Origin of the sequence: Streptomyces sp. NPDC005863, from assembly GCF_042871345.1 — a bacterium.
In the GTDB taxonomy this organism is placed as follows: domain Bacteria; phylum Actinomycetota; class Actinomycetes; order Streptomycetales; family Streptomycetaceae; genus Streptomyces.
In genome coordinates, this window is the sequence record NZ_JBIAII010000002.1 from 771,232 (window position 1) to 793,011 (window position 21,780).

The following is a 21,780-nucleotide window of genomic DNA, read 5'->3' on the forward strand; positions in this document are numbered from 1 at the left end:
CCTCGCGGACCCCAAACCACAATCACAGCCACAGCCACAACCGCAACCACAGCCACAACCGACACCCACACCCACACCCACACCCACCACACTCACCCCCCTCACGCCCCCTCCCCCAACCGCCCCGCAAACCCCACCAGCTCCGCGAACTGATCGCCCAGTGCGGAGGGTGCTCCCGGGTCCGGGTCCTTGAAGTAGAAGGCGAGGGCGGGCAGCGCGCCGGTGAGGCCGTGTTCGTGGGCCCGGGCCATCAGGCGGGCGAGGTCGAGGATCAAAGGGGCGGCGAGGGCCGAGTCGCAGCCCTGCCACGTGGTCTGGAGGACCATGCGCGTGCCGAGGAAGCCGTCGAAGGCGATGTGGTCCCAGGCCGTCTTCCAGTCGCCGAGGGAGGGCACGTCGTCGATGTGGACCTCGCCCTCGGGGGCGGCGCCGAGCGTGTCGGCGAGGACGCGTTCCTTGCCGGCGTTCTTCGCGGCGGCGGCTGCCGGGTCGGCCAGGGCCGCGCCGTCGCCGCCGCCGAGCAGGTTGGTGCCCGACCAGGCGCGGACGGCGAGGGCGCGTTGGGCGAACATCGGGCCGAGCACCGAGCGCAGCAGGGTCTGGCCGGTCTTCCCGTCCCGGCCGGCGTGGGGCAGGCCGGAGGCGCGTGCCGCTTCGGTGAGGCGTGGGTGGTGCAGTCCTGTGGAGGGGGTGAAGTTGACGTAGGGGCAGCCGGCTCGCAGCGCGGCCGCCGCGTATAGGGAGCTCGCGGGGAGCCGGTCGTCGTCGGGGGCGGGGAGGGGCTCGGTGGAGGCGACGTTGACGACGACCGCGCGGGCCAGGCCGCGGCGTCGTACGAAGTCGCGCAGGTCGGCGGCGAAGGCGTCGATGAGTTCGTCGTCGCTGCGGGTGTCGCCGGGTTGGGGGCCGCCGGGGCGTATCTCGGCGTCGGCGGCGGCGAGTTCGGCGCGTACGGCGGAGGGGAGTCCGTGCGGCAGGACGCTGCCCGCGGCGAGTTCTTCGGCGCGTTTGGGCAGGGGGCAGCTGGTGGTGTCGTGGCCGCCGAAGACGAGCGTCGACAACGTTGGCAGGCCTCGGTCGAGGAACGGTTGTGTCTCGGTCACCATGCCGGTGGGTGGGTGGAGGCCGGCCGCGATCGCCGCGCAGCCCGCGACGGCGGTGGTCGCGACCGAGCCGCGTGCCCCGATCAGCCAGACGCCGGTGGGCGAGGTCCCGTGGGGGGAAGTTGAGGGCGCAGATGTTGAGGTCGCGGATGGGGACACGGCTGCCTCCTGCCAGAAACGGGAGAGCTCGGGGCACGGGGGGCGCGGGAGCTCGGGTACGTGAGGTGCGGTGTGAGACGGCGGGCGGAGGTCCGGCGTCCTCCGCCCGCCGCCGTCTAGCGACCCGCGTCCGAACCGGTCGGGGCGGGTGATTCAGATGGCACTACGGGTGATTCAGGTGACAGGGCGGGTGATTCAGCTGGCGCAAGTGGTGACACGGGCGGCACGGATGGTCCGGTTCCGCGGGCCGGCGGCAGTTCCTTCAGCCGGATGTCGCGGAAGGACACCTCGTCGCCGTCGCCGTGGTTCTGGATGCCGATGTGTCCTTGGCGCAGGCTGCGTGCCGGGTCGGTGTTGGTGTAGTCGTTGATCTGGACGCCGTTGAGGTAGACGCGCAGGCGTTCGCCTTCGACGCGGATCTCGTAGGTGTTCCACTGCCCCGGCGGGTTCAGTGCCTTGTCGCGTTTCTTCAGGTCGGCCGACCGGAAGCCGTAGACGGAGCCGGTGGTCTTCTCGGGGACGTCGGTGGCGTCGATCTGGATCTCGTATCCGTTGTCCACGGCCGACCAGGGGTCGTCGGAGGGCGGGAAGCCCACGAAGATCCCCGAGTTGTCGTCCCCGGACATTTTCCAGTCGACTTTGAGCGAGTACGAGCCGAGTTCGCGCCGGTCGTACCAGAGCATGCCCATGCCGCCGGTGGTGGTGAGGGTTCCGTCGTCCTCCTTGAGGGCGAAGGAGCCGGGGCCCGCCTGTTTCCAGTTCTCCAGGGAGGCCGCCGTACCGTCGAAGACGGGTGTGTAGCCCTGTTCGGGGCGGCAGTCGGCCTGGACCGCGCCGACGGCCCAACGGATGCCCCCCAACAGGTGCTGGCGGAAGGCGGGTTCGGCGAACGATTCCTTGGTGTGGCCGCCTCCGGTGTACAAGGAGCGGCCGCCCTGGAGGTTCTGGCACCAGGCGATGGGGTGGTCGCCGGACATGGTGCCGCCGGTGTACGACGATTCGTCGAGGGTGGCGAGGACGCGGGCCCGGTCGCGGGGGTTGGAGCGGTAGTTGTACCACTCGTCGGTGCGGTCCCAGCTGCCGGTGCCCAGGTGGGCGGTGGCCGGGTGCGCGTGGTCCTCGGCGTGGACCTTCGCGGGCTGGATGGCCGGGTGCGACTGGAAGTAGGCGCCGGCGAGCCTGCCGTAGAAGGGCCAGTCGTATTCGGTGTCGGCGGCGGCGTGGATGCCGACGTAGGCGCCGCCGCCGCGGATGTACTTCTCGAACGCCGTCTGCTGCCCGGCGTTCAGGACGTCACCCGTGGTGGAGAGCCAGATCACGGCGTCGTACCGGGCGAGGTTCTTGGCGGTGAAGGCCGCCGCGTCCTCGGTGGCGTCGACGGCGAAGCCGTTCTGCGCGCCCAGTTCCTTGACGGTGGCGATGCCCGTGGGGATCGAGTCGTGGCGGAACCCCGCGGTCTTGGAGAAGACGAGGACGCGCTCGCCTTCCCGGTCCGGCTTCGGCTTGGCGGCCGCCGGACCCGACGCGCAGCCGATGAGCAGGGCGGCCGCGGCCGTCGCGGTGATGATGCGTGCTCGTCCGCGCATCACGCTCACCCCTTCCGGCCTGCGGCGGCCTTGGTGGTGAACGTGAAGTCGTCCACGTCGTAGAGCGCGCCGGTGCCCGTGCCCTTGAAGACCAGGTAGAGCGTGGTGGTCTTGGTGGGCGGCTTGCTGATGGCGGTGCTGACGTCCTTGTACGTCTCCCATCCGCCGGTCGGCTCGACCTTCACGGAGCCGAGGAGCCGGCCGGTCACCGATCCGCTGCGTACTTCGAGGGTGCCACCGGAGCCGGCCGAGGCGACCCGGGCGTCCATCTTGGTGACGTTGCCGAGGATGTACGGCTTGAAGGAGACCCAGTCGCCGTTGTGGATGTCGCCGACGGTCTTGCCGCCGTGGGCGGGGGTGTGGTTGATCACGGAGACGCCCTTGGAGTCGCCGTAGTGCTCGCCCTGGCGGTGCTTGGGCTGGACGATGTTCTGGTCGTGGGTGGTCAGCGCGGGCTGGCCGTTCGCGCCCTTGTCCGTGTACTCGGCGTCGAAGACCCCGAAGATGTTGGCGTTGGGGTCGTGCTCGCCGTCCGCGGACGTCTGGAGGGTGCCTTCGCAGCCGTTGGCCGAGGTGACCGGGTGGCCGTGGCTGTCGTGGCCGAGGATGTGGGTGACCTTGACCTTGGTGCAGTCGATCGGGCCGTCCTCCTTGTCGGTCACCTTCACCTTGAAGGGCACCTTGTCGCCGAAGGTGAACAGCTGGCCGTCACCGGGGAGTTCGAGGGTGACCTTGGGCGCGGTGTTGCCGACGGTGACGTGCGCGCTGGCCGAGCCGGTGCGGCCGGTGGAGTCCTTGACGGTGACGGTGGCGGCGTAGACGCCGTTCTTCTTGTACGTGTACGTGGGGTTCTGCTGGGTCGACTTGCCGCCGTCGCCGAAGTCCCAGGCGTAGGTGAGCGTCCCGCCGTCGGCGTCGGTGGCCTTGGCGGTGAACTTGGTCTTCAGCGGCGCCTGGCCGCTGGTCACCGAGGCGCTCGCCTCGACGACCGGCGAGTGCCCGTCGGTGGCGTTCTCGATGCGGAAGAGGGCGGAGTTCTCGTCGCCGTTGAAGTAGCCGGTGCCGTAGTCGAGGACGTACAGCGCGCCGTCGGGGCCGAAGGCCATGTCCATGACCTGGGTGCCGGCCCACGGGAACGCGTTGATCTTGGAGACGGTGCCGTCGGTGCCCTGCTCGATGCGCTTGATCCAGCGGCGGCCGAACTCGCCGGCGAAGAAGTCGCCGTCGTAGGCCTCGGGGAACTTCACCGGGGAGTCGTTGGCCGCGTCGTAGCGGTAGACGGGGCCGCCCATCGGGGACTCGGAGCCGGAGCCGAACTCGGGCACGGAGCCGCCGTCGTAGGGAATCCAGGCCTCCTGCGCGGGCGGCAGGTCGGTCAGTCCGGTGTTGCGCGGCGAGTCGTTCTTCGGCGCCTTGCAGTCGAAGGCGGAGCCGGAGGTGCCGGTGGCGAAGTCGTAGTCGATGTACGGGTCGTTCTTGCCGGTGCAGTACGGCCAGCCGAAGTTGCCGGGCTTGGTGACGCGGGCGAACTCGACCTGCCCCGCGGGGCCGCGCTTGGGGTCGGCGGCGCCCGCGTCGGGCCCGTAATCACCCACGTACACGGTGCCGGTGGGCTTGTCGACGCTCAGCCGGAAGGGGTTGCGGAAGCCCATCGCGTAGATCTCCGGGCGGGTCTTCTCGGTGCCCTTGGCGAAGAGGTTGCCGTCCGGGACCGTGTAGGAGCCGTCGTCGGCGACCTTGATGCGCAGGATCTTGCCGCGCAGGTCATTGCTGTTGCCTGCGCTGCGCCGGGCGTCGAAGGCGGGGTTGCGGTTCTCCCGCTCGTCGATGGGGGTGAAGCCGTCGGAGGCGAAGGGGTTGGAGTCGTCGCCGGTCGAGAGGTAGAGGTTGCCGTCCTTGTCGAAGTCGATGTCGCCGCCGACGTGGCAGCAGATGCCGCGGTTGGCGGGGACGTCGAGGACCTTCTTCTCGCTGGCGGCGTCCAGGGTGCCGTCGGCCTTCAGGACGAAGCGGGAGAGGCGGTTGACGCCGTCGAACTTCTTGAAGTCCTCGGCGGTGCCGGTCTCCGGGGCGTCGCCCGCGGGGGTGTCCAGCGGGGGCGCGTAGTAGAGGTAGATCGCGCGGTTCTCGCTGAACTTCGGGTCGACGCCGACGCCTTGGAGGCCCTCTTCGTCGTGGGAGTAGACGGGTATCTTGCCCGCGACCTTGGTGTCGCCGACGGCGTCGGTGAGGCGCAGTGTGCCGTCGCGGGCGGTGTGCAGGACCGATCGGTCGGGGAGTACGGCGAGCGTCATGGGCTCGCCCATCTCGGGCTCGCCCTTGGCGAGGGTGACCTGCTGGAAGTCCTCGGCGGCGGGGGCGGCCTTCGCGGGCGGTTCCGCCGGGACGGCGCCGGCCTGCGGTACGGCGAGGGCGATCCCGGCGCCGGTGAGCACGGTGGACGTGAGGAGGGCGAGCGTCGTGCGGAGTCTCGGACGTTTCCTGTGCACGGGGGTTCCTCCGGATGGGGGGACGGTCGTACGGGGGCGAGTGCGCCGTGCGCCGGGGTGCGCCGTCACCCCGGAGAATTTCATGTCCTGTACACCTCAAGGACGGTAGCCACGTTTGTCCCGGGCGGAAAGCCCTTACGCAGCACGGAAGTTGAACTTTTTCCTGTCAATGGACAAACAGGGACGGGGGCCGCACTAGTCGGAGCCGCCGAACGCCGCGTCGAACGACGCCGTCGGGGCCTCGAAGTCGAACGCCTTCAGCCGCGCGAGTGCCTCGGGGGCGCCCTGCAGCCGGTCCATGCCCGCGTCCTCCCACTCCACCGAGATGGGGCCCTCGTACGCGATGGAGCGCAGCATCCGGAAGACGTCCTCCCACGGGACGTCGCCGTGCCCGGCGGAGACGAAGTCCCAGCCGCGGCGCGGGTCGCCCCACGGCAGATGGGAGCCGAGGCGGCCGTTGCGGCCGTCGAGGCGGCGCCGGGCCTCCTTGCAGTCGACGTGGTAGATGCGGTCGCGGAAGTCGTAGAGGAAGCCGACCGGGTCGAGGTCCTGCCACACGAAGTGCGACGGGTCGAAGTTGAGCCCGAAGGCGCTGCGGTGGCCGACGGCCTCCAGGGCCTTGTGCGTGGTCCAGTAGTCGTACGCGATCTCGGAGGGGTGCACCTCGTGGGCGAACCGCACGCCTTCGGCGTCGAAGACGTCCAGGATCGGGTTCCAGCGCTCGGCGAAGTCCTCGTACCCTCGCTCGATCATCGATGCGGGGGCGGGCGGGAACATCGCGACCAGGTGCCAGATGGACGAGCCGGTGAAGCCGACGACCGTGTCGACGCCGAAGGCCGCGGCCGCCCGCGCGGTGTCCTCGATCTCCGCCGCGGCCCGCTGCCGCACCCCTTCCGCCTCGCCGTCGCCCCAGATGCGGGAGGGCAGGATCGCCTGGTGCCGCTCGTCGATGATCGCGTCGCAGACGGCCTGGCCGACGAGGTGGTTGGAGATGGCCCAGCACCTGAGGCCGTACTTGTCGAGCAGCGCGTGCCGCCCGTCCAGATAGGTGGGGTCGGCGAGCGCCTTGTCGACCTCGAAGTGGTCGCCCCAGCAGGCGAGTTCGAGGCCGTCGTAGCCGAAGTCGCGGGCGAGCCGGCAGACCTCTTCGAGCGGCAGGTCGGCCCACTGGCCGGTGAAGAGCGTGAACTGGCGTGGCATGTCCAGGGCCCCCTCGGGCGAAATCGGCGGGATCAGGCGGGGATCGGCGTGTACACGGAGTTCTTCGCCGCGCTCTCCTCCACGGCGGCGAGCACGCGCTGCACGCAAAGCCCGTCGGCGAAGGAGGGCTCGGGCCGCGTCCCCTCGGCGATGGCGAGCAGCAGGTCGCGGGCCTGGTGCACGAAGGTGTGCTCGTAGCCGAGACCGTGTCCCGGCGGCCACCAGCCCTCCAGGTACGGGTGTTCCGGCTCGGTCACGAGGATGCGGCGGAAGCCGGAGGACGCGGCGGGCTCGGTGTGGTCGTGGAAGGAGAGCTCGTTGAGGCGCTCCAGGTCGAACGCCAACGAGCCGTCGGAGCCGTTGAGTTCGACCCGCAGGGCGTTCTTGCGGCCTGCGGCGAAGCGGGTGGCCTCGAAGGAGGCGAGGGCGCCGGAGGCGAAACGGCCGGTGAAGACGGCCGCGTCGTCGACCGTGACCGGGCCGACCCGGCTGCCGGCCTCGGCGGTGAGGCCACTGGACGCGCCCTCCAGGAGCGGGCGTTCACGGACGAACGTCTCGGTGAGCGCCGACACCCCGGCCACCGGCTCACCGACCAGGAACTGCGCGAGGTCCACGATGTGCGCGCCCAGGTCGCCGAGCGCCCCGGACCCCGCCCGGTCCTTCTGCATCCGCCAGGTGAGCGGGAACCCGGCGTCCACCAGCCAGTCCTGAAGGTACGTCAGGCGTACGTGGCGCAGTGCGCCGAGCCGGCCCTCGGCGACCATCCGTCTGGCGAGTGAGAGGGCCGGAACGCGGCGGTAGTTGAAGCCGACCATGGCCACCTGCCCCCGGGCGCGGGCCCGTTCGGCGGCCTCGGCCATCGCCTCGGCCTCCTCGACGGTGTTGGCGAGCGGCTTCTCGCAGAGCACGTGCTTGCCCGCCTCCAGGGCGGCGACGGCGATCTCCGCGTGGCTGTCGCCCGGCGTGCAGATGTCGACGAGGTCGACGTCCTCGCGGGCGATCAGGGCGCGCCAGTCGGTCTCGGCGGCGGCCCAGCCGAGCCGGTCGGCGGCGGCGCGCACGGCCCCGCCGTCGCGGCCGCAGACGGCCGAGAGCACCGGCCGCACCGGCAGGTCGAAGACGCGCCCCACGGTGCGCCAGCCCTGGGAGTGGGCGGCGCCCATGAAGGCGTAGCCGACCATGCCCACTCCCAGCGGCCGCTTGCCGGCCGGCCCGGAATCGGGCCCTGCCTCGGTTTCCGTCTCACGCATGCGTACTCCTCCTGGTAATCGCTCGGTGGGGGGTGCGGGCGTGCGCGTCACTTGAAGCCGGTGGACATGTACTGGCCGACGTTGTCCTTGTCGACGACGGCGGAGTAGCAGGTGACGAACGAGGGGATCTCGAACTCCGCCATCCCGCCGATCCCCTTGCCCTGGCCGAGGGCGCGGGCCAGGTCGATGGCGGAGGCGGCCATGGTGGGCGGGTAGAGGACGGTGGCCTTCAGGACGCTGTTGTCCTGCTCGATGGCCTGCATCGCGGAGAGCGCGCCCGCGCCGCCGACCATCAGGAAGTCGTCGCGGCCCGCCTGCTTGATGGCGCGCAGGGCGCCCACGCCCTGGTCGTCGTCGTGGTTCCACAGGGCGTCGAAGTTCTTCTGCGCCTGCAGGAGTTGCGACATCTTCGACTGCCCCGACTCGACGGTGAAGTCGGCGGCCTGGCGGGCGACCTTCTCGATGTTGGAGTAGTTCTTCAGGGCGTCGTCGAAGCCCTTGGAGCGCTGCTTGGTGAGCTCCAGGTTGTCGAGTCCCGCGAGCTCGACGACGCGTGCGTTCTTCTTGCCCTTGAGCTTCTCGCCGATGTAGTGGCCCGCGCTCAGGCCCATGCCGTAGTTGTCGCCGCCGATCCAGCAGCGGTAGGCCTGCGGGGTGGCGAAGACGCGGTCGAGGTTGACGACCGGGATGCCGGCCTTCATCGCCTTCAGGCCGACCTGGGTGAGGGCCTTGCCGTCGGCCGGCAGGATCACCAGGACGTCGACCTTCTTGTTGATGAGCGTCTCGACCTGGCCGATCTGGGCCGCGGTGTCGTTGGAGCCCTCGGTGGCCTCCAGCGTGACGTCCTGGTACTTCTCCGCCCGCTTCTTGGCGTTGTCGTTGATGGCGTTGAGCCAGCCGTGGTCGGCCTGGGGGCCCGCGAAGCCGATGGTGACCTTCTTGCCCGGCTTGTCGTCGGCGACCTGCTGCGACCTGTCGTCGGAGTCGTCGTCCTTCGACTCGTTGCTGGTGCACGCCGTCAGGAGCGCCCCGGAGGACAGCGCGGCGGCTCCGAAGAGGAGTCCTCTGCGGCTCGTGTTGGTTGGCATGGGTGAACCCCTCAGCTCAGGATGTGTGGGCCGTACGTCGTTGGACGAGCACCGCGGCGACGATGATCGCGCCCTTGGCGATCTGCTGGGTCGCGGTCTCCAGGTTGTTGAGCGCGAAGATGTTCTGGATCGTGGTGAAGATCAGCACGCCGAGCACCGAGCCGGTGATGGTGCCCCGGCCGCCGCTGAGCAGGGTGCCGCCGATGATCACCGCGGCGATGGCGTCGAGTTCGTACAGGTTGCCGTTGGTGTTCTGGCCCGAACCGGCCAGGACGATCAGCAAGAAGGCGGCGATGCCGCAGCACAGGCCGGAGAGCAGGTACAGGTAGAGCCGCTGCCTGCGGACGTCGATGCCGGCGAGCCGGGCGGCCTCCGCGTTGCCGCCGACCGCGACCGAGCGGCGCCCGAAGGTGGTGCGGTTGAGCAGCAGCCAGCCGACGACGGTGACGGCGGCGAAGACGATGACCAGCGGCGGGATGCCGAGGATGTAGGAGTCGCGCTCGCCGAGGCTGAGGGCGCCGTCGACGGTGACCATCTGGGTCTTTCCGTCGGTGATCTGCAGGGCGAGGCCGCGGCCGGAGGCCAGCATGGCGAGGGTGGCGATGAACGGCACGATCCCGCCGTACGCGATGAGCAGGCCGTTGACCAGCCCGCATCCCATGCCGACGAGTACGGCGGTGAAGAGGATGCCGGCGAAGCCGTACTCCTGGGTGGCGACCGTCGTCGCCCACACCGAGGCGAGCGCGACGATCGCGCCGACCGACAGGTCGATGCCGCCGGAGATGATCACGAAGGTCATGCCGACGGTGACGACGCCGATGACGGAGGCCTGGGTGAGGATCAGCTGGACGTTGTCGGTGTCCAGGAACGAGTCGGGCTGGGTGATGCCGCCGATCAGGATCAGCACGGCGAGCACACCGAGCAGGGACAGCGTCCGCACGTCGACGCGGGCCACGGTGGCGCGCCACGGGCGGCCGTTGTCGGCGGGTGCGGTCTTGCGGGTGGCGGCCTCGGCCGCCGGTGCCGGCTGGGTCATGCCGCCGGGCTCCCTTCTAGGACGAGGTCGAGTACGCGGTGTTCGTCGAGGTCACGGGCGGGTGCGGTGTGGACGACGCGGCCCTCGCGGAGCACCAGGACGCGGTCGGCGAGGCCGAGCACCTCGGGCACCTCGCTGGAGACGAGGAGGACGGCGAGGCCCTCGTCGGCGAGCCGGCGGATCACCGCGTACAGCTCGGCTCGGGCGCCGACGTCGACGCCGCGGGTGGGCTCGTCGAGGAGCAGGACGCGGCAGCCGCGCAGCAGCCAGCGGGCCAGGACGGCCTTCTGCTGGTTGCCGCCGGACAGGGTGCGCACGGGGACGGAGGGTTCGTCGGGGCGCAGGGACAGCTCGCGCGTCGCGGCGCGGGTGGCCACGCGTTCGGCGCCCCGGTCGAGCCAGCCGCCGTGGCTGAAGCGGGACATGGAGGAGACCGAGACGTTGCGGGTAACGGACTCCAGCATGAGGAGGGCCTGTGCCTTGCGTTCCTCGGGGGCGAGTCCGAGCCCGGCGCGGACGCCGGCCCGGACGCTGCCGGGCCGCAACACCCTGCCGTCGACGCTGACTTGACCGGAGCTGGGCTTGCGGGCGCCGTAAATGGTCTCCAGGATCTCGGAGCGCCCCGAGCCGACGAGTCCGGCGAGGCCGACGATCTCGCCGGGGCGCAGTTCGAGGTCGAGGGGCGCGAACTCGCCTTCCCGGCAGAGGCCGCGCGTGGTCAACACCGGGGGTGCGGTGGGTGGTTCGGCGGGCCGGTCGGGGAAGACGTACTCGACGTTGCGGCCCGTCATCAGTGCCACGACGTCCTTGGTGGGGGTGGACTTCGCGGGGAGCCCGCCGGCGACGGCGCGGCCGTCCTTGAGGACGGTGACCCGGTCGCCGATGCGGCGGATCTCCTCCAGGCGGTGGGAGATGTAGATGACGGCGACGCCGTCCGCGGTGAGGTCGCCGACGATGCGGAAGAGGTTGTCGACCTCGTCGGGGTCGAGGGCGGCGGACGGCTCGTCCATGACGATGAGGCGGACCTCGTGGGAGAGGGCGCGGGCCATCGAGACGATCTGCCGCTGGGCGGCGGAGAGGTCGCCGACGAGCCGGCCGGGGTCGATCTCACCGTGCCCGAGCCGCTTGAGCAGGGCGGCCGTCGACGCCCGCGCCGCCCGGCCGCGGACGACGAACCCGGCGGCGGTCGGCTCATGCCCGAGGTGGACGTTCTCGGCGACGGACAGCCCCTCCACCAGGTCGAGTTCCTGGTAGATGGTGGCGATGCCGAGCCGCATGGCGGCGATGGGCGACTTGAGCGTGGTGCGTGCGCCGCGCCAGGTGATCTCGCCGTCGTCGGGCTGGTGGGCGCCCGCGAGGACCTTGATGAGGGTGGACTTCCCGGCGCCGTTCTGGCCCAGGAGGCAGTGCACCTCCCCGGCCTGGACCCGCAGGTCGACGCCGTCGAGGGCGCGGACGCCGGGGAACGACTTGGTGATGCCGGACATGGTGAGCAGGGGTGGTTCGGGTGCCATGACGGTTCCCCTCGGCGGCGGCCGCAGCAGGGCAGGGCGGATTCAGGGCAGGGCGAAGAGAGAGGTGACGGTGATTGCGCTATTGAGCAGGGCATGACAGAGCGAGGCGCGATGTCGCCGCGTTCCGTACGTACCGGTGGTAGGTGTCGCCGGCCCGTCAGGCCGGTGAGAACAGGTGGTCGCTGATGAGCCGCGCGCCGCCGATGACTCCGGCGGTGGGGCCCAACTCGCCCAGGACGATGGGGAGATTGCCGGTCGCCAGGGGCAGCGACTGGCGGTAGACCTGGGTGCGGATCGCGGCGAGCAGCGTGTGGCCGAGGCCGGTCACGCCGCCGCCGATCACCACGAGGCCGGGGTTGAAGAAGCTGACGAGGCCCGCGATGACCTGGCCGGTGCGGTTGCCGCCGTCGCGGATGAGGTCGAGCGCGGTGGCGTCTCCCGCCGCCGCGGCCGCCGCGACATCGACGGCGCTGAGCCGCCCCGCCTCGTCGAGCCGGGTGGCGAGCTCCGCCGAACGCCCCTCCCTGGCCGCCTCCTCGGCGTCGCGGGCGAGCGCCGCGCCGCTGAAGTAGGCCTCCAGGCAGCCCTTGTTGCCGCAGGCGCAGGGGCGTCCGTCCGGTTCGGACTGGATGTGGCCGATGTCGCCCGCACTGCCCGTCGTGCCGCGGTGGACCTCACCGCCGACGACGATGCCGCAGCCGATGCCGGTGCCGATCTTGACGCAGAGGAAGTCGCCCACGGAGCGTGCCACGCCCGCGTGCTGCTCCCCCATCGCCATCAGGTTCACGTCGTTGTCGACCATGACGGGGCAGCCGAGGTCCTGGCTGAGCGCCTCCCGTACGGGGAAGCCGTCCCAGCCCGGCATGATCGGCGGCGCGACCGGCACGCCCTCCGGGAAGCGGACGGGGCCGGGGACGCCGATGCCGGCGCCGTCGAACCCTTCCGCGAGACCGGAGGCCTTGAGCTTGGCCGCCATGGCGAGGACCTGCTCGAAGACCGCGACCGGGCCCTCGCGCACGTCCATGGGCTGGTTGATGTGGCCGAGTACCTCCAGCTCGGCGTTGGTCACCGCGACGTCGATCGAGGTCGCGCCGATGTCCACGCCGAGGAAGCGGAGGGCCGGGGCCAGGCGGATGTTGTGGGACCTGCGGCCGCCGCGCGAGGCGGCGAGCCCGTCGGCGACCACGAGTCCGGTCTCCAGGAGCCGGTCGACCTCGACGGCCAGTTTGGACCGGGAGAGATCGACCTGATCGCCCAGCTGGGCGCGGGAGTTGGGTCCTCCGTCGCGCAGCAGCCGCAGCAAGCGCGCCTGGTGCGCATTGGCGGGTCGAGCCGTCATACGTCTCACGCGCCCCTCCCCGCCTCATCGGGCTTCCCATGCCGTTGCCGTCAGGCTTTCCGTGCCGTCGCCTTCGGGCTTCCTTCAAGCTTTCGAGGGGAACGTAGCAGCGCCTGTCGGGGCTGGGAAGAAGTTGCGCAGGAATTACCCATGACTTTCTCCAGTCACAGGACAAAGGGGAGCGGCACGCGCGCCGCGGGGCTCAGCCCGTCTCGCGCTGGTGGTAGGTGCGCCGGGTGTGCTCGGTGTGGGCCCGCATGATGTCCGTGGCGCGCCGCTCGTCGCGCTCGGCGATGGCCGCGATCAGCTCGCGGTGCTCCAGCCAGGACTGGCTGCCGCGCTGCCGGGCCACCGGCGTGTAGTACCAGCGGACCCTGCGGTCCACCTGCCCGGCGAGCTCGGCGAGGACCACGTTGCCCGCGAGCTCCATCACCTTGGCGTGGAAGGCCGCGTTGAGGGTGACCACTTGGTCCACGTCGCCGTCGGCCACCGCTTGTTCGCCGCGGGTGCACAGCTCGTCGAGGGCGGTGATGCCGGCGGTGCCGGTGTTCGCGGCGGCGAGGCGTGCGGCCTCGGCCTCCAACAGGGTGCGTACGGTGAGGAGTTGGTCCGCCTCCTGCTCGGTCGGCTCATGCACGAACGCGCCCTGGGCGGGCCGCAGGTCGACCCAGCCCTCGGTGTTGAGCCGTTGCAGCGCCTCGCGCACCGGCTGCCGGGAGACCCCCAGGTGGCCGGCGAGTTCGCTCTCGACCAGGTGCTGGCCGGGCTGCAGCGAGCGGGTGGTGATCAGTTCGAGCAGCGCCTCGTAGACCCGCTCCCGGAGCGGTCCCGGGCGTTCGAGTTTGGGCACCGCCCCTTGCGGCAGTCCAGTGGACAACATCGCGGTCCCCTCCTCGACGATTGCCTTTTGTCTACAGTCTACGAGCCGGAGGGGCCAGCACCAGGGCGAGTTGAGCCGATCACACCGCCGCACATGACTCATTCATGGGCATCACATGACCCGTTCTTGGGTATCGCGCGGGCCTGCGGGGCCGCGTCAGGGGCAGCGCACGACCTGTCCCGCGTACGAGAGGTTCCCGCCGAAGCCGAACAGCAGCACCGGGTCGCCGGAGCGGAGGTCACCGCGCTCGACGAGCTTCGACAGGGCCATGGGGATGCTCGCCGCCGAGGTGTTGCCGGAGTCGACGACGTCCCGCGCGACGACGGCGTTCACGGCGCCGATGCGCTCGGCGAGCGGCTCGATGATCCGCAGGTTGGCCTGGTGCAGGACGACTCCGGCGAGGTCGGCCGGGGTGAGCCCGGCGCGCTCGCAGGCCGCGCGGGCGAGTGGGGGCAGCTGGGTCGTCGCCCAGCGGTAGACGCTCTGGCCCTCCTGGGCGAAGCGCGGGGGCGTGCCCTCGATGCGGACGGCGTTGCCCATCTCGGGCACCGAGCCCCACAGCACCGGGCCGATGCCGGGCTCCTCGCCGGGTCCGCACACCTCGACGACGGCCGCGCCCGCGCCGTCGCCGGTCAGCACGCAGGTGGTGCGGTCCGTCCAGTCGGTGACCTCGGTCATCTTGTCCGCGCCGATGACCAGGGCACGGGTGGCGGCGCCGGCCCGCAGGGTGTGGTCGGCGGTGGCGAGGGCATGCGTGAAGCCCGCGCAGACGACGTTGACGTCCATCGCGCACGGCCCCGGGATGCCGAGCCGGGCGGAGACCCGGGCCGCCATGTTCGGGGAGCGGTCGATGGCGGTGGAGGTGGCGACCAGGACCAGGTCGATCGCCTCGGGCGGCAGGCCCGCGGCCGCGAGCGCCTTGCCGCCGGCGTGCGCGGCCAGCTCGTCGACCGGCTCCTCGGGGCCCGCGACGTGGCGGGTGCGGATGCCCACCCGGGACCGGATCCACTCGTCGCTGGTGTCGACCATGCCCGCGAGCTCCTCGTTCGTGAGGATCTTGGCGGGCTGGTAATGGCCGACAGCGGCGATGCGCGAGCCGTGCATGGACGGGTCCCCCTTGGTGCGGACGTGGTGCGGAAACCGCGTGCCGGAATCGGGTGCCGGAGGTGCGGGACCCTCCAGTCTGGTCAGCGACCGGTGAGTAACCGTGCACGTGATGCGACAGGAAAGGGGCGCGGGGTTTGGATGCTTCTCATGATCCGGTCACCCTCCGCAGAGGGGTGTGACCTTGTGTGCGAGTGCGTCATCCGCCGCCCGGCGGACGCGGTGCTGCGCTAACCCTTGCTGGCCCAACTTCCATACTGTAGACAATATTCCGTAGACGTTCTTCCTCGCGTCCTGCGGCACACGTTCGCCGCCCCTCACGTTCCTCGGATCCCTCAACCGAACGGAGCGCCCACCGTGAAAGTCGCAGTCCTCGGTGCCGGTGCGATCGGCGCCTATGTCGGAGCCGCGCTGCACCGCGCGGGCGCCGACGTCCATCTCGTCGCCCGTGGACCGCACCTCGCGGCCATGCGGCAGCACGGAGTCCGGGTGCTGAGCCCGCGCGGCGACTTCACCGCGCGGGCCCGCGCCACCGACGACCCGGCCGAGATCGGCCCCGTCGATTTCGTCTTCCTGGGCCTGAAGGCCCACTCGTACGCGGCGTGCGGGCCGCTGATCGCGCCGCTGCTGCACGAGCGCACCGCGGTCGTCGCCGCGCAGAACGGCATCCCCTGGTGGTACTTCCACCGGCACGGCGGCCCGCACGAGGGCCACCGCGTCGAGAGCGTCGACCCGGGCGGCGCGGTGAGCGCGGTCCTCGCGCCGGAACGCGCGATCGGCTGTGTCGTCTACGCGGCCACCGAGCTCGAAGGCCCGGGCGTCGTACGCCACTTGGAGGGCACCCGCTTCTCCGTCGGCGAGCCCGACCGGTCCCGCTCGGCGCGGTGCACGGCGTTCAGCGAGGCCATGGTGGCGGGCGGCCTCAAGTGCCCGGTCGAGCCCGAACTGCGCGGCGACATCTGGATCAAGCTGCTCGGCAACATCTCCTTCAACCCGATCAGCGCGCTGTCCCGCGCCACCATGGCCGAGATGTGCCGGCACGGCGGCACCCGGCGCGTCATCGAGATCATGATGAACGAGACGCTCGCCGTCGCCGCCGCCCTCGGCTGCAAGCCGGACATCTCGGTGGAGCGGCGCCTCGCCGGCGCCGAGCGGGTCGGCGACCACCGCACCTCCACCCTCCAGGACCTGGAGCGCGGCAAGCCGCTCGAACTCGACGTGCTGCTCGCGGCCGTCGTCGAGCTGGCGGACATCACCGGCGTGCCGGTGCCGACGCTGCGCACCGTGCACGCCATCTCGGACCTGCTCGCAGTGAGGACCGCCGCATGAGCCCACGTGACGACGCCCGCGGGACCGACGCCCGCAAGGCCAGGACCCGCACCCCCAAGACGTACACCCGCCTCACCCACCCGCTGGTCCGCGACGCCCGCGACGGACCGCTGCGCCGGGCCACCTGGGAGGAGGCGCTGACCCGCACGGCGGCCGGGTTCGAACGGGCCCGCGGCGCCTTCGGGATGCTCTCCTGCGCCCGCGCGACCAACGAGATGAACTACGTGGCACAGAAGTTCGCCCGCGTGGTGATGGGCACCAACAACGTCGACTCCTGCAACCGCACCTGCCACGCGCCCAGCGTCGCCGGTCTGTCGGCCGCGTTCGGCTCGGGCGGCGGCACCTCCTCGTACGAGGAGGTCGAGCACACCGACGTGATCGTGATGTGGGGCTCCAACGCCCGCTTCGCGCACCCGATCTTCTTCCAGCACGTCCTCAAGGGCATCCGCAACGGCGCCCGGATGTCCGCGGTCGACCCGCGCCGCACGAAGACCGCGGAGTGGGCGGAGAGCTGGCTGGGCCTCGACGTCGGCACGGACATCCCGATGGCGCACGCGATCGGCCGCGAGATCATCCACGCGGGCCTGGCCAACCACGCGTTCATCGAGCGGGCGACCACCGGCTTCGACGACTACGCGGCCCTCGTCGAGCCGTGGACGCTGTCGCTCGCCGAGCAGGTGACGGGCGTACCGGCGGCGGCCATCAGGGAGTTGGCGCACGCCTACGCACGCGCCGAACGGGCGCAGCTGTGCTGGACGCTCGGCATCACCGAGCACCACAACGGCACGGACAACGTGCGCGCGCTGATCAACCTGTCGCTCCTGACCGGCCACGTGGGCCGCTACGGCTCGGGGCTGCAGCCGCTGCGCGGCCAGAACAACGTGCAGGGCGGCGGCGACATGGGCGCCATCCCCAACCGCCTGCCGGGCTTCCAGGACCCGCGCGACCCGGACACCCGGCGGAAGTTCGAGTCGGCGTGGCACACGGTCATCCAGCCGCGGTACGGGCTGACGCTCACCGAGATGTTCGAGGCGATGGAGGAGGGCACCCTCAAGGCCGTCTACTGCATCGGCGAGAACCCCGCGCAGTCCGAGGCGGACAGCGAACAGGCGCTGCGGCGGCTGCGCGCCCTGGACTTCCTCGTCGTGCAGGACATCTTCCTGACGAAGACGGCCGAGCTGGCGGACGTGGTGCTGCCGGCGACCGCCGCGTGGGCGGAGACGGACGGCACGACGACCAACAGCGAGCGGCGCGTGCAGCGGGTCAGGGCGGCGGTGCGGCCGCCCGGCGAGGCGCGCGAGGACATCGACGTCCTGTGCGACCTCGCCAGGCGGCTCGGCCACGACTGGAAGTACGCCGACGCGCGGGCGGTCTGGGACGAGTTGCGGGCGCTCTCGCCGGATCACCACGGCATGACGTACGAGCGGCTCGACGCGCTGCGGGGCATTCAGTGGCCCTGCCCCGACGAGGACGGACTCGAACCGCCGTATCTGCACGGCAGGTTGTGGGACGCGGATCCGGTACGGCGCGGTCCGCTCGCGCCGTTCGGGCTCGTCGAGCACAATCCGCCGGTCGACGTCACCGACGAGGCGTACCCGATCCGGCTGACGACCGGGCGGCGCCTGGACTCCTACAACACCGGTGTGCAGAGCGGGGGTTACGCCTCGCCGCTGCGCCGCGGCGAGTACGTCGAGCTGTGCCCGCAGGACGCGGAGCGGTACGGCGTCGTGACGGGCGAGGAGGTGCAGGTCTCCTCGCGGCGCGGGACGGTGACGGCGCCGGTCTGGATCGACCCGGGCCTGCGTCCCGGCCTGGCCTTCATGACCATGCACTTTCCCGACGAGGTCGACACCAACCGGCTGACGATCGAGGCGAATTGCCCGATCGCGGGCACGGCCGAGTTCAAGGCCTCGGCGATACGCATCGACAAGCTGTCCGCACCGGTGAGGTGAGGTGACGTATGGATCTGCACTTCGGTGACAGCGAGCCGACGGACGAGGAGCGGGCGGCCGTCGACTCCGTGCTCGGCCCGCCCGGATCCGCTTTTGAGGAGCTCCCCGCCGGTCGGAGCGCGGACGGTGACGGCGCGGAGCTGCGCTGGGCGCGGGGCGGCCGGGCGGCCAGGGACCGGCGCGACCAGCTGTTGCCGGGGCTGCACGCGCTCAACGACCGGGTGGGGTGGATCAGCGAGGGTGGCCTCGACTACCTGTGCCGGCGGCTGACGGTGCCGCCGGCGGAGGGGTACGGGGTGGCCACGTTCTACTCCATGTTCTCGGTACGTCCGCGGCCGGCGACGGTGGTGCGGGTGTGCACGGATCTGGCGTGCGGGGGCGCGGCGCTGTGCGGGGAGGTGGCGGAGCGGTTGCGCTCCGCGCCGGGGGTGGCGGTGGAGGCGAGCCCCTGTCTGGGGGTGTGCGAGCGGGCTCCGGCGGCGATGGTGGTGCGGGCGGGGGCGCCCGCTTCAGCCGGTCCGGCGCGTGAGGACGAGCGCGCGGCGCGATCGAAGGTCCGGGGGCAGAGCCCCGTGGCGGCGGAGCCGCTGGATTCGGGTGGGGGCGGGAGCGGGGAGAGGGCCCACGCCACCGCGACCATCGCCCCGGCCACACCCGAGGCCCTCGCCGCCGCGGCGACCAACCCCGAACTCGCCCCCGCCGAACCCCCGGCCGCCCTGTCCGTCCCCCAGGCGGGCCACCCTGGCCACCCCGACCGCCCGGACCACCCCGACCACCCAGGGCGCGCGAGCCTGCTGCTCCTGCACCGGATCGGCACCGTCGATCCCGCCTCCCTCGACGACTACCGCGCCCACGGCGGCTACACCGCCCTGCGCCGCGCCTTCGCCATCGGTCCCGTCGAGGTCATCCGGGAGGTCACCGAGTCGGGGCTCGTCGGCCGGGGCGGCGCCGCCTTCCCCACGGGCCGCAAGTGGGCGGCGACCGCCGCCCGGCCGGACCACCCGCACCACCTCGTCTGCAACGCCGACGAGTCCGAGCCCGGCACCTTCAAGGACCGGGTGCTCATGGAGGGCGATCCGTACGCCCTGATCGAGGCGATGACGATCGCGGGGTACGCGACCGGCGCCCACCTGGGCTACCTCTACCTGCGCGGCGAGTACCCGCGCGCCCTGCGGCGGCTGCGGCACGCGATCGACCGGGCCCGCGCGCGGGGTCTGCTCGGCGACGACGTGCTCGGCCAGGGGTACGCCTTCGACATCGAGATCAGGCGGGGCGCGGGCGCCTACATCTGTGGCGAGGAGACCGCCCTCTTCAACTCCATCGAGGGGTACCGGGGCGAGCCGCGGTCCAAGCCGCCCTTCCCGGTCGAGAAGGGCCTGTTCGGCAAGCCCACCGCCGAGAACAACGTGGAGACCCTCGTCAACGTCCTGCCGATCCTGACGATGGGCGCCCAGGCGTACGCCGCCATCGGCACCGGGCAGTCGACCGGGCCCAAACTGTTCTGCGTCTCCGGCAGCGTGGCGCGGCCCGGCGTCTACGAACTGCCGTTCGGGGCCACGCTCGGCGAACTCCTCGGCCTCGCCGGGAAGCCGGACAACCTCCGCGCGGTCCTGCTCGGCGGCGCCGCGGGCGGCTTCGTGCGCCCCGACGAGCTGGACATCCCGCTGACGTTCGAGGGCACCCGCGCCGCCGGCGCCACCCTCGGCTCGGGCGTCGTGCTCGCCCTCGACGACACGGTGCCGCTCCCCCGCGTCCTGCTGCGCATCGCGGAGTTCTTCCGGGACGAGTCGTGCGGGCAGTGCGTGCCCTGCCGGGTCGGCACCGTACGCCAGGAGGAGGCCCTGCACCGGCTCCTGCGGCGGACCGGCGCCGAGGCGGCCGGCGACATCGCGCTCCTGCGCGACGTGGGGCGGGCCATGCGGGACGCCTCGATCTGCGGTCTCGGCCAGACCGCGTGGAACGCCGTGGAATCCGCCATCGACCGTCTGGGGGCGTATGCATGACCGCCGTACCTCTGCAACCGCCGCGCCGCCTCGTGGAGTTCACCCTGGACGGACAGGAGGCCAGGATGCCGGAAGGGGCGACGCTCCTGGACGCCTGCCGCGCCGCGGGAAAGGATGTCCCGACCCTCTGCGAGGGCGACACCCTGGCCCCCAAGAACGCCTGCCGGGTCTGTGTCGTCGAGGTGGAGGGCGCCCGCACCCTCGCCCCGGCCTGCTCGCGCCGGGCCGAGCCCGGCATGACCGTCCGCACCGACACCGAGCGCACCCGGCACAGCCGCCGCCTCGTCCTCGAACTGCTCGCCTCCTCCGTCGACTTGTCGACGACGCCGAAGGTGGCGGGATGGCTCAAGGAGTACGAGGCGAAGCCGGACCGCTTCGGCCCGGGCGCCGCGCGCCTGAACGAGGAGCCCCGGGTCGACAACGACCTGTACGTGCGTGACTACGACAAGTGCATCCTCTGCTACAAGTGCGTCGACGCGTGCGGCGACCAGTGGCAGAACACCTTCGCCATCGCGGTGGCGGGCCGCGGCTTCGACGCCCGTATCGCCGTCGAGCACGACGCGCCGCTGACCGATTCGGCGTGCGTGTACTGCGGGAACTGCATCGAGGTGTGCCCGACGGGCGCCCTCAGCTTCAAGTCGGAGTTCGACATGCGGACGGCGGGGACCTGGGACGAGGCGGCGCAGACGGAGACGACGACGGTCTGCGCCTACTGCGGAGTCGGCTGCAGCCTGACCCTGCACGTGCAGGACAATGACATCGTGAAGGTCACCTCGCCGCACGACAGCCCGGTGACCCACGGCAACCTCTGCATCAAGGGCCGCTTCGGCTACCAGCACGTACAGAACCGGGACTGATCGACACATGGGACGAGTCACTGAGCGACGCAAGGTGATCCGGGTCCGGGACGGGCACGTCTCGGAGCGGCCCGACACCCTGGTCGCCGAGGAACCCCTGGAGATCCGGCTCAACGGCAAGCCGCTGGCCATCACCATGCGCACGCCCGGTGACGACTTCGCGCTCGCGGCCGGGTTCCTGGTCAGCGAGGGCGTGCTCGGCGCCGCGGACGAGCTCCAGTCGATCGTGTACTGCGCCGGCGCGACCGCCGACGGCGTGAACACGTACAACGTGGTCGACGTGCGAACCGCCGAGGGCGTCGTCGTCCCCGACATCACGCTGGAGCGCAACGTCTACACCACGTCCTCGTGCGGCCTGTGCGGCAAGGCGAGCCTGGACGCGGTCCGCACCACCGCGCGCTTCCCGATAACCGACGCTCCCCCGGTCCGGCTCGGCACCGAGCTGCTCGCGAGCCTCCCCGACCGGCTGCGCGCGCGGCAGCAAGTCTTCGACCGGACCGGGGGGCTGCACGCCGCGGCGCTCTTCGACGAGGAGGGCGAACTCCTCGACCTGCGCGAGGACGTGGGGCGGCACAACGCCGTCGACAAACTCGTCGGCCGCGCCCTCCAGGAGGGCCGGCTTCCGCTCTCCCGCGCGGTCCTGCTCGTCTCCGGCCGCGCCTCCTTCGAGCTCGCCCAGAAGGCCGTGATGGCGGGGATCCCGATGCTGGCCGCGGTCTCCGCGCCGTCCTCGCTCGCGGTGGACCTGGCCGTCGAGACGGGACTGACGCTGGTCGGTTTCCTGCGCGGCTCCTCCATGAACGTGTACGCGGGCGAGCACCGCGTCGCCCTGCGGGCCGCGGCCTCCCAGGGCTGACCCGGGCCGCCCGCCACACGGCGGCGGCGCCCCGG

At 71.6% G+C, this 21,780-nt stretch carries 16 protein-coding genes; 5 read left to right on the forward strand and 11 right to left on the reverse strand.

Translation table 11 applies throughout. The features are described from left to right. Window positions 1-101 precede the first annotated feature (101 nt). The 11 genes from ACFYO9_RS09370 to ACFYO9_RS09420 all read right to left on the reverse strand — a co-directional run bounded on the left by ACFYO9_RS09370 (window position 102) and on the right by ACFYO9_RS09420 (window position 14,748). On the reverse strand, window positions 102-1,262 hold the full coding sequence (locus ACFYO9_RS09370) for an inositol-3-phosphate synthase (protein ID WP_358776628.1): 1,161 nt from the start codon (window positions 1,260-1,262) through the stop codon (window positions 102-104). A gap of 116 nt (window positions 1,263-1,378) precedes the next feature. Further along, window positions 1,379-2,848 (reverse strand): ThuA domain-containing protein, encoded by a 1,470-nt coding sequence (locus tag ACFYO9_RS09375; protein WP_358776629.1) that lies wholly within the window; start codon window positions 2,846-2,848, stop codon window positions 1,379-1,381. A gap of 5 nt (window positions 2,849-2,853) precedes the next feature. After that, the gene (locus ACFYO9_RS09380) at window positions 2,854-5,337 is read right to left on the reverse strand and encodes a PQQ-dependent sugar dehydrogenase (protein WP_355817090.1); all 2,484 of its coding nucleotides are present in this window, start codon (window positions 5,335-5,337) and stop codon (window positions 2,854-2,856) included. A 195-nt stretch (window positions 5,338-5,532) separates the two neighbouring features. Continuing rightward, window positions 5,533-6,537, reverse strand: a complete 1,005-nt coding sequence (locus ACFYO9_RS09385; protein WP_355817093.1) for a sugar phosphate isomerase/epimerase family protein — start codon at window positions 6,535-6,537, stop codon at window positions 5,533-5,535. Window positions 6,538-6,569: 32 nt separating this feature from the next. Beyond that, the gene (locus tag ACFYO9_RS09390; RefSeq protein ID WP_355817095.1) at window positions 6,570-7,787 is read right to left on the reverse strand and encodes a Gfo/Idh/MocA family oxidoreductase; all 1,218 of its coding nucleotides are present in this window, start codon (window positions 7,785-7,787) and stop codon (window positions 6,570-6,572) included. A 47-nt stretch (window positions 7,788-7,834) separates the two neighbouring features. Further along, window positions 7,835-8,875 carry a substrate-binding domain-containing protein gene (locus ACFYO9_RS09395; protein ID WP_358776630.1) on the reverse strand — a complete coding sequence of 347 codons (1,041 nt, stop codon included), beginning with the start codon at window positions 8,873-8,875 and terminating at the stop codon, window positions 7,835-7,837. A gap of 16 nt (window positions 8,876-8,891) precedes the next feature. Continuing rightward, window positions 8,892-9,911, reverse strand: coding sequence for an ABC transporter permease (locus ACFYO9_RS09400; RefSeq protein ID WP_358776631.1), 1,020 nt, complete (start codon window positions 9,909-9,911; stop codon window positions 8,892-8,894). Then, window positions 9,908-11,425: a sugar ABC transporter ATP-binding protein gene (locus ACFYO9_RS09405; protein WP_358776632.1), complete on the reverse strand. Its 1,518-nt coding sequence runs from the start codon at window positions 11,423-11,425 to the stop codon at window positions 9,908-9,910. The genes ACFYO9_RS09400 and ACFYO9_RS09405 overlap by 4 nt, the downstream gene beginning before the upstream one ends. Before the next feature lie 157 nt (window positions 11,426-11,582). Continuing rightward, entirely contained in the window at window positions 11,583-12,764 is a 1,182-nt protein-coding gene (locus tag ACFYO9_RS09410; RefSeq protein WP_355817107.1) for an ROK family transcriptional regulator, read from the reverse strand. Between the two features lie 202 nt (window positions 12,765-12,966). Then, on the reverse strand, window positions 12,967-13,644 hold the full coding sequence (locus tag ACFYO9_RS09415; RefSeq protein WP_355817110.1) for a GntR family transcriptional regulator: 678 nt from the start codon (window positions 13,642-13,644) through the stop codon (window positions 12,967-12,969). Window positions 13,645-13,800: 156 nt separating this feature from the next. Then, complete coding sequence (locus ACFYO9_RS09420; protein ID WP_358776633.1) at window positions 13,801-14,748, reverse strand: beta-ketoacyl-ACP synthase III; 948 nt, start codon at window positions 14,746-14,748, stop codon at window positions 13,801-13,803. Window positions 14,749-15,105: 357 nt separating this feature from the next. On the opposite strand from ACFYO9_RS09420, the gene ACFYO9_RS09425 reads away from it, so the two are divergent. Genes ACFYO9_RS09425 through fdhD form a run of 5 tightly spaced genes read left to right on the forward strand, consistent with a single transcriptional unit; the run spans window position 15,106 to window position 21,745 of the window. Next, window positions 15,106-16,077: a 2-dehydropantoate 2-reductase gene (locus ACFYO9_RS09425; protein WP_358706901.1), complete on the forward strand. Its 972-nt coding sequence runs from the start codon at window positions 15,106-15,108 to the stop codon at window positions 16,075-16,077. Beyond that, a complete protein-coding gene (locus ACFYO9_RS09430) occupies window positions 16,074-18,029 on the forward strand; it encodes a molybdopterin-dependent oxidoreductase (RefSeq protein ID WP_358776634.1) in 1,956 nt (651 codons plus the stop codon). The genes ACFYO9_RS09425 and ACFYO9_RS09430 overlap by 4 nt, the downstream gene beginning before the upstream one ends. Window positions 18,030-18,037: 8 nt before the next feature. Then, window positions 18,038-20,032 (forward strand): NADH-ubiquinone oxidoreductase-F iron-sulfur binding region domain-containing protein, encoded by a 1,995-nt coding sequence (locus tag ACFYO9_RS09435; RefSeq protein ID WP_358776635.1) that lies wholly within the window; start codon window positions 18,038-18,040, stop codon window positions 20,030-20,032. Next, window positions 20,029-20,889 carry a 2Fe-2S iron-sulfur cluster-binding protein gene (locus tag ACFYO9_RS09440; protein ID WP_358776636.1) on the forward strand — a complete coding sequence of 287 codons (861 nt, stop codon included), beginning with the start codon at window positions 20,029-20,031 and terminating at the stop codon, window positions 20,887-20,889. Before ACFYO9_RS09435 ends, ACFYO9_RS09440 begins: the two co-directional genes overlap by 4 nt. A gap of 7 nt (window positions 20,890-20,896) precedes the next feature. Then, complete coding sequence (gene fdhD / locus ACFYO9_RS09445; RefSeq protein ID WP_358776637.1) at window positions 20,897-21,745, forward strand: formate dehydrogenase accessory sulfurtransferase FdhD; 849 nt, start codon at window positions 20,897-20,899, stop codon at window positions 21,743-21,745. Window positions 21,746-21,780: the final 35 nt, after the last annotated feature.

Excerpts from the sequence above, each read along its gene's own strand:
- ACFYO9_RS09375 (WP_358776629.1), bottom strand. The coding sequence starts at position 2,848 with ATGCGCGGACGAGCACGCATCATCACCGCGACGGCCGCGGCCGCCCTG.
- ACFYO9_RS09385 (WP_355817093.1), bottom strand. The coding sequence starts at position 6,537 with ATGCCACGCCAGTTCACGCTCTTCACCGGCCAGTGGGCCGACCTGCCG.
- ACFYO9_RS09390 (WP_355817095.1), bottom strand. The coding sequence starts at position 7,787 with ATGCGTGAGACGGAAACCGAGGCAGGGCCCGATTCCGGGCCGGCCGGC.
- ACFYO9_RS09395 (WP_358776630.1), bottom strand. The coding sequence starts at position 8,875 with ATGCCAACCAACACGAGCCGCAGAGGACTCCTCTTCGGAGCCGCCGCG.
- ACFYO9_RS09400 (WP_358776631.1), bottom strand. The coding sequence starts at position 9,911 with ATGACCCAGCCGGCACCGGCGGCCGAGGCCGCCACCCGCAAGACCGCA.
- ACFYO9_RS09405 (WP_358776632.1), bottom strand. The coding sequence starts at position 11,425 with ATGGCACCCGAACCACCCCTGCTCACCATGTCCGGCATCACCAAGTCG.
- ACFYO9_RS09410 (WP_355817107.1), bottom strand. The coding sequence starts at position 12,764 with ATGACGGCTCGACCCGCCAATGCGCACCAGGCGCGCTTGCTGCGGCTG.
- ACFYO9_RS09415 (WP_355817110.1), bottom strand. The coding sequence starts at position 13,644 with ATGTTGTCCACTGGACTGCCGCAAGGGGCGGTGCCCAAACTCGAACGC.
- ACFYO9_RS09420 (WP_358776633.1), bottom strand. The coding sequence starts at position 14,748 with ATGCACGGCTCGCGCATCGCCGCTGTCGGCCATTACCAGCCCGCCAAG.
- ACFYO9_RS09430 (WP_358776634.1), top strand. The coding sequence starts at position 16,074 with ATGAGCCCACGTGACGACGCCCGCGGGACCGACGCCCGCAAGGCCAGG.
- ACFYO9_RS09435 (WP_358776635.1), top strand. The coding sequence starts at position 18,038 with ATGGATCTGCACTTCGGTGACAGCGAGCCGACGGACGAGGAGCGGGCG.
- ACFYO9_RS09440 (WP_358776636.1), top strand. The coding sequence starts at position 20,029 with ATGACCGCCGTACCTCTGCAACCGCCGCGCCGCCTCGTGGAGTTCACC.
- fdhD (WP_358776637.1), top strand. The coding sequence starts at position 20,897 with ATGGGACGAGTCACTGAGCGACGCAAGGTGATCCGGGTCCGGGACGGG.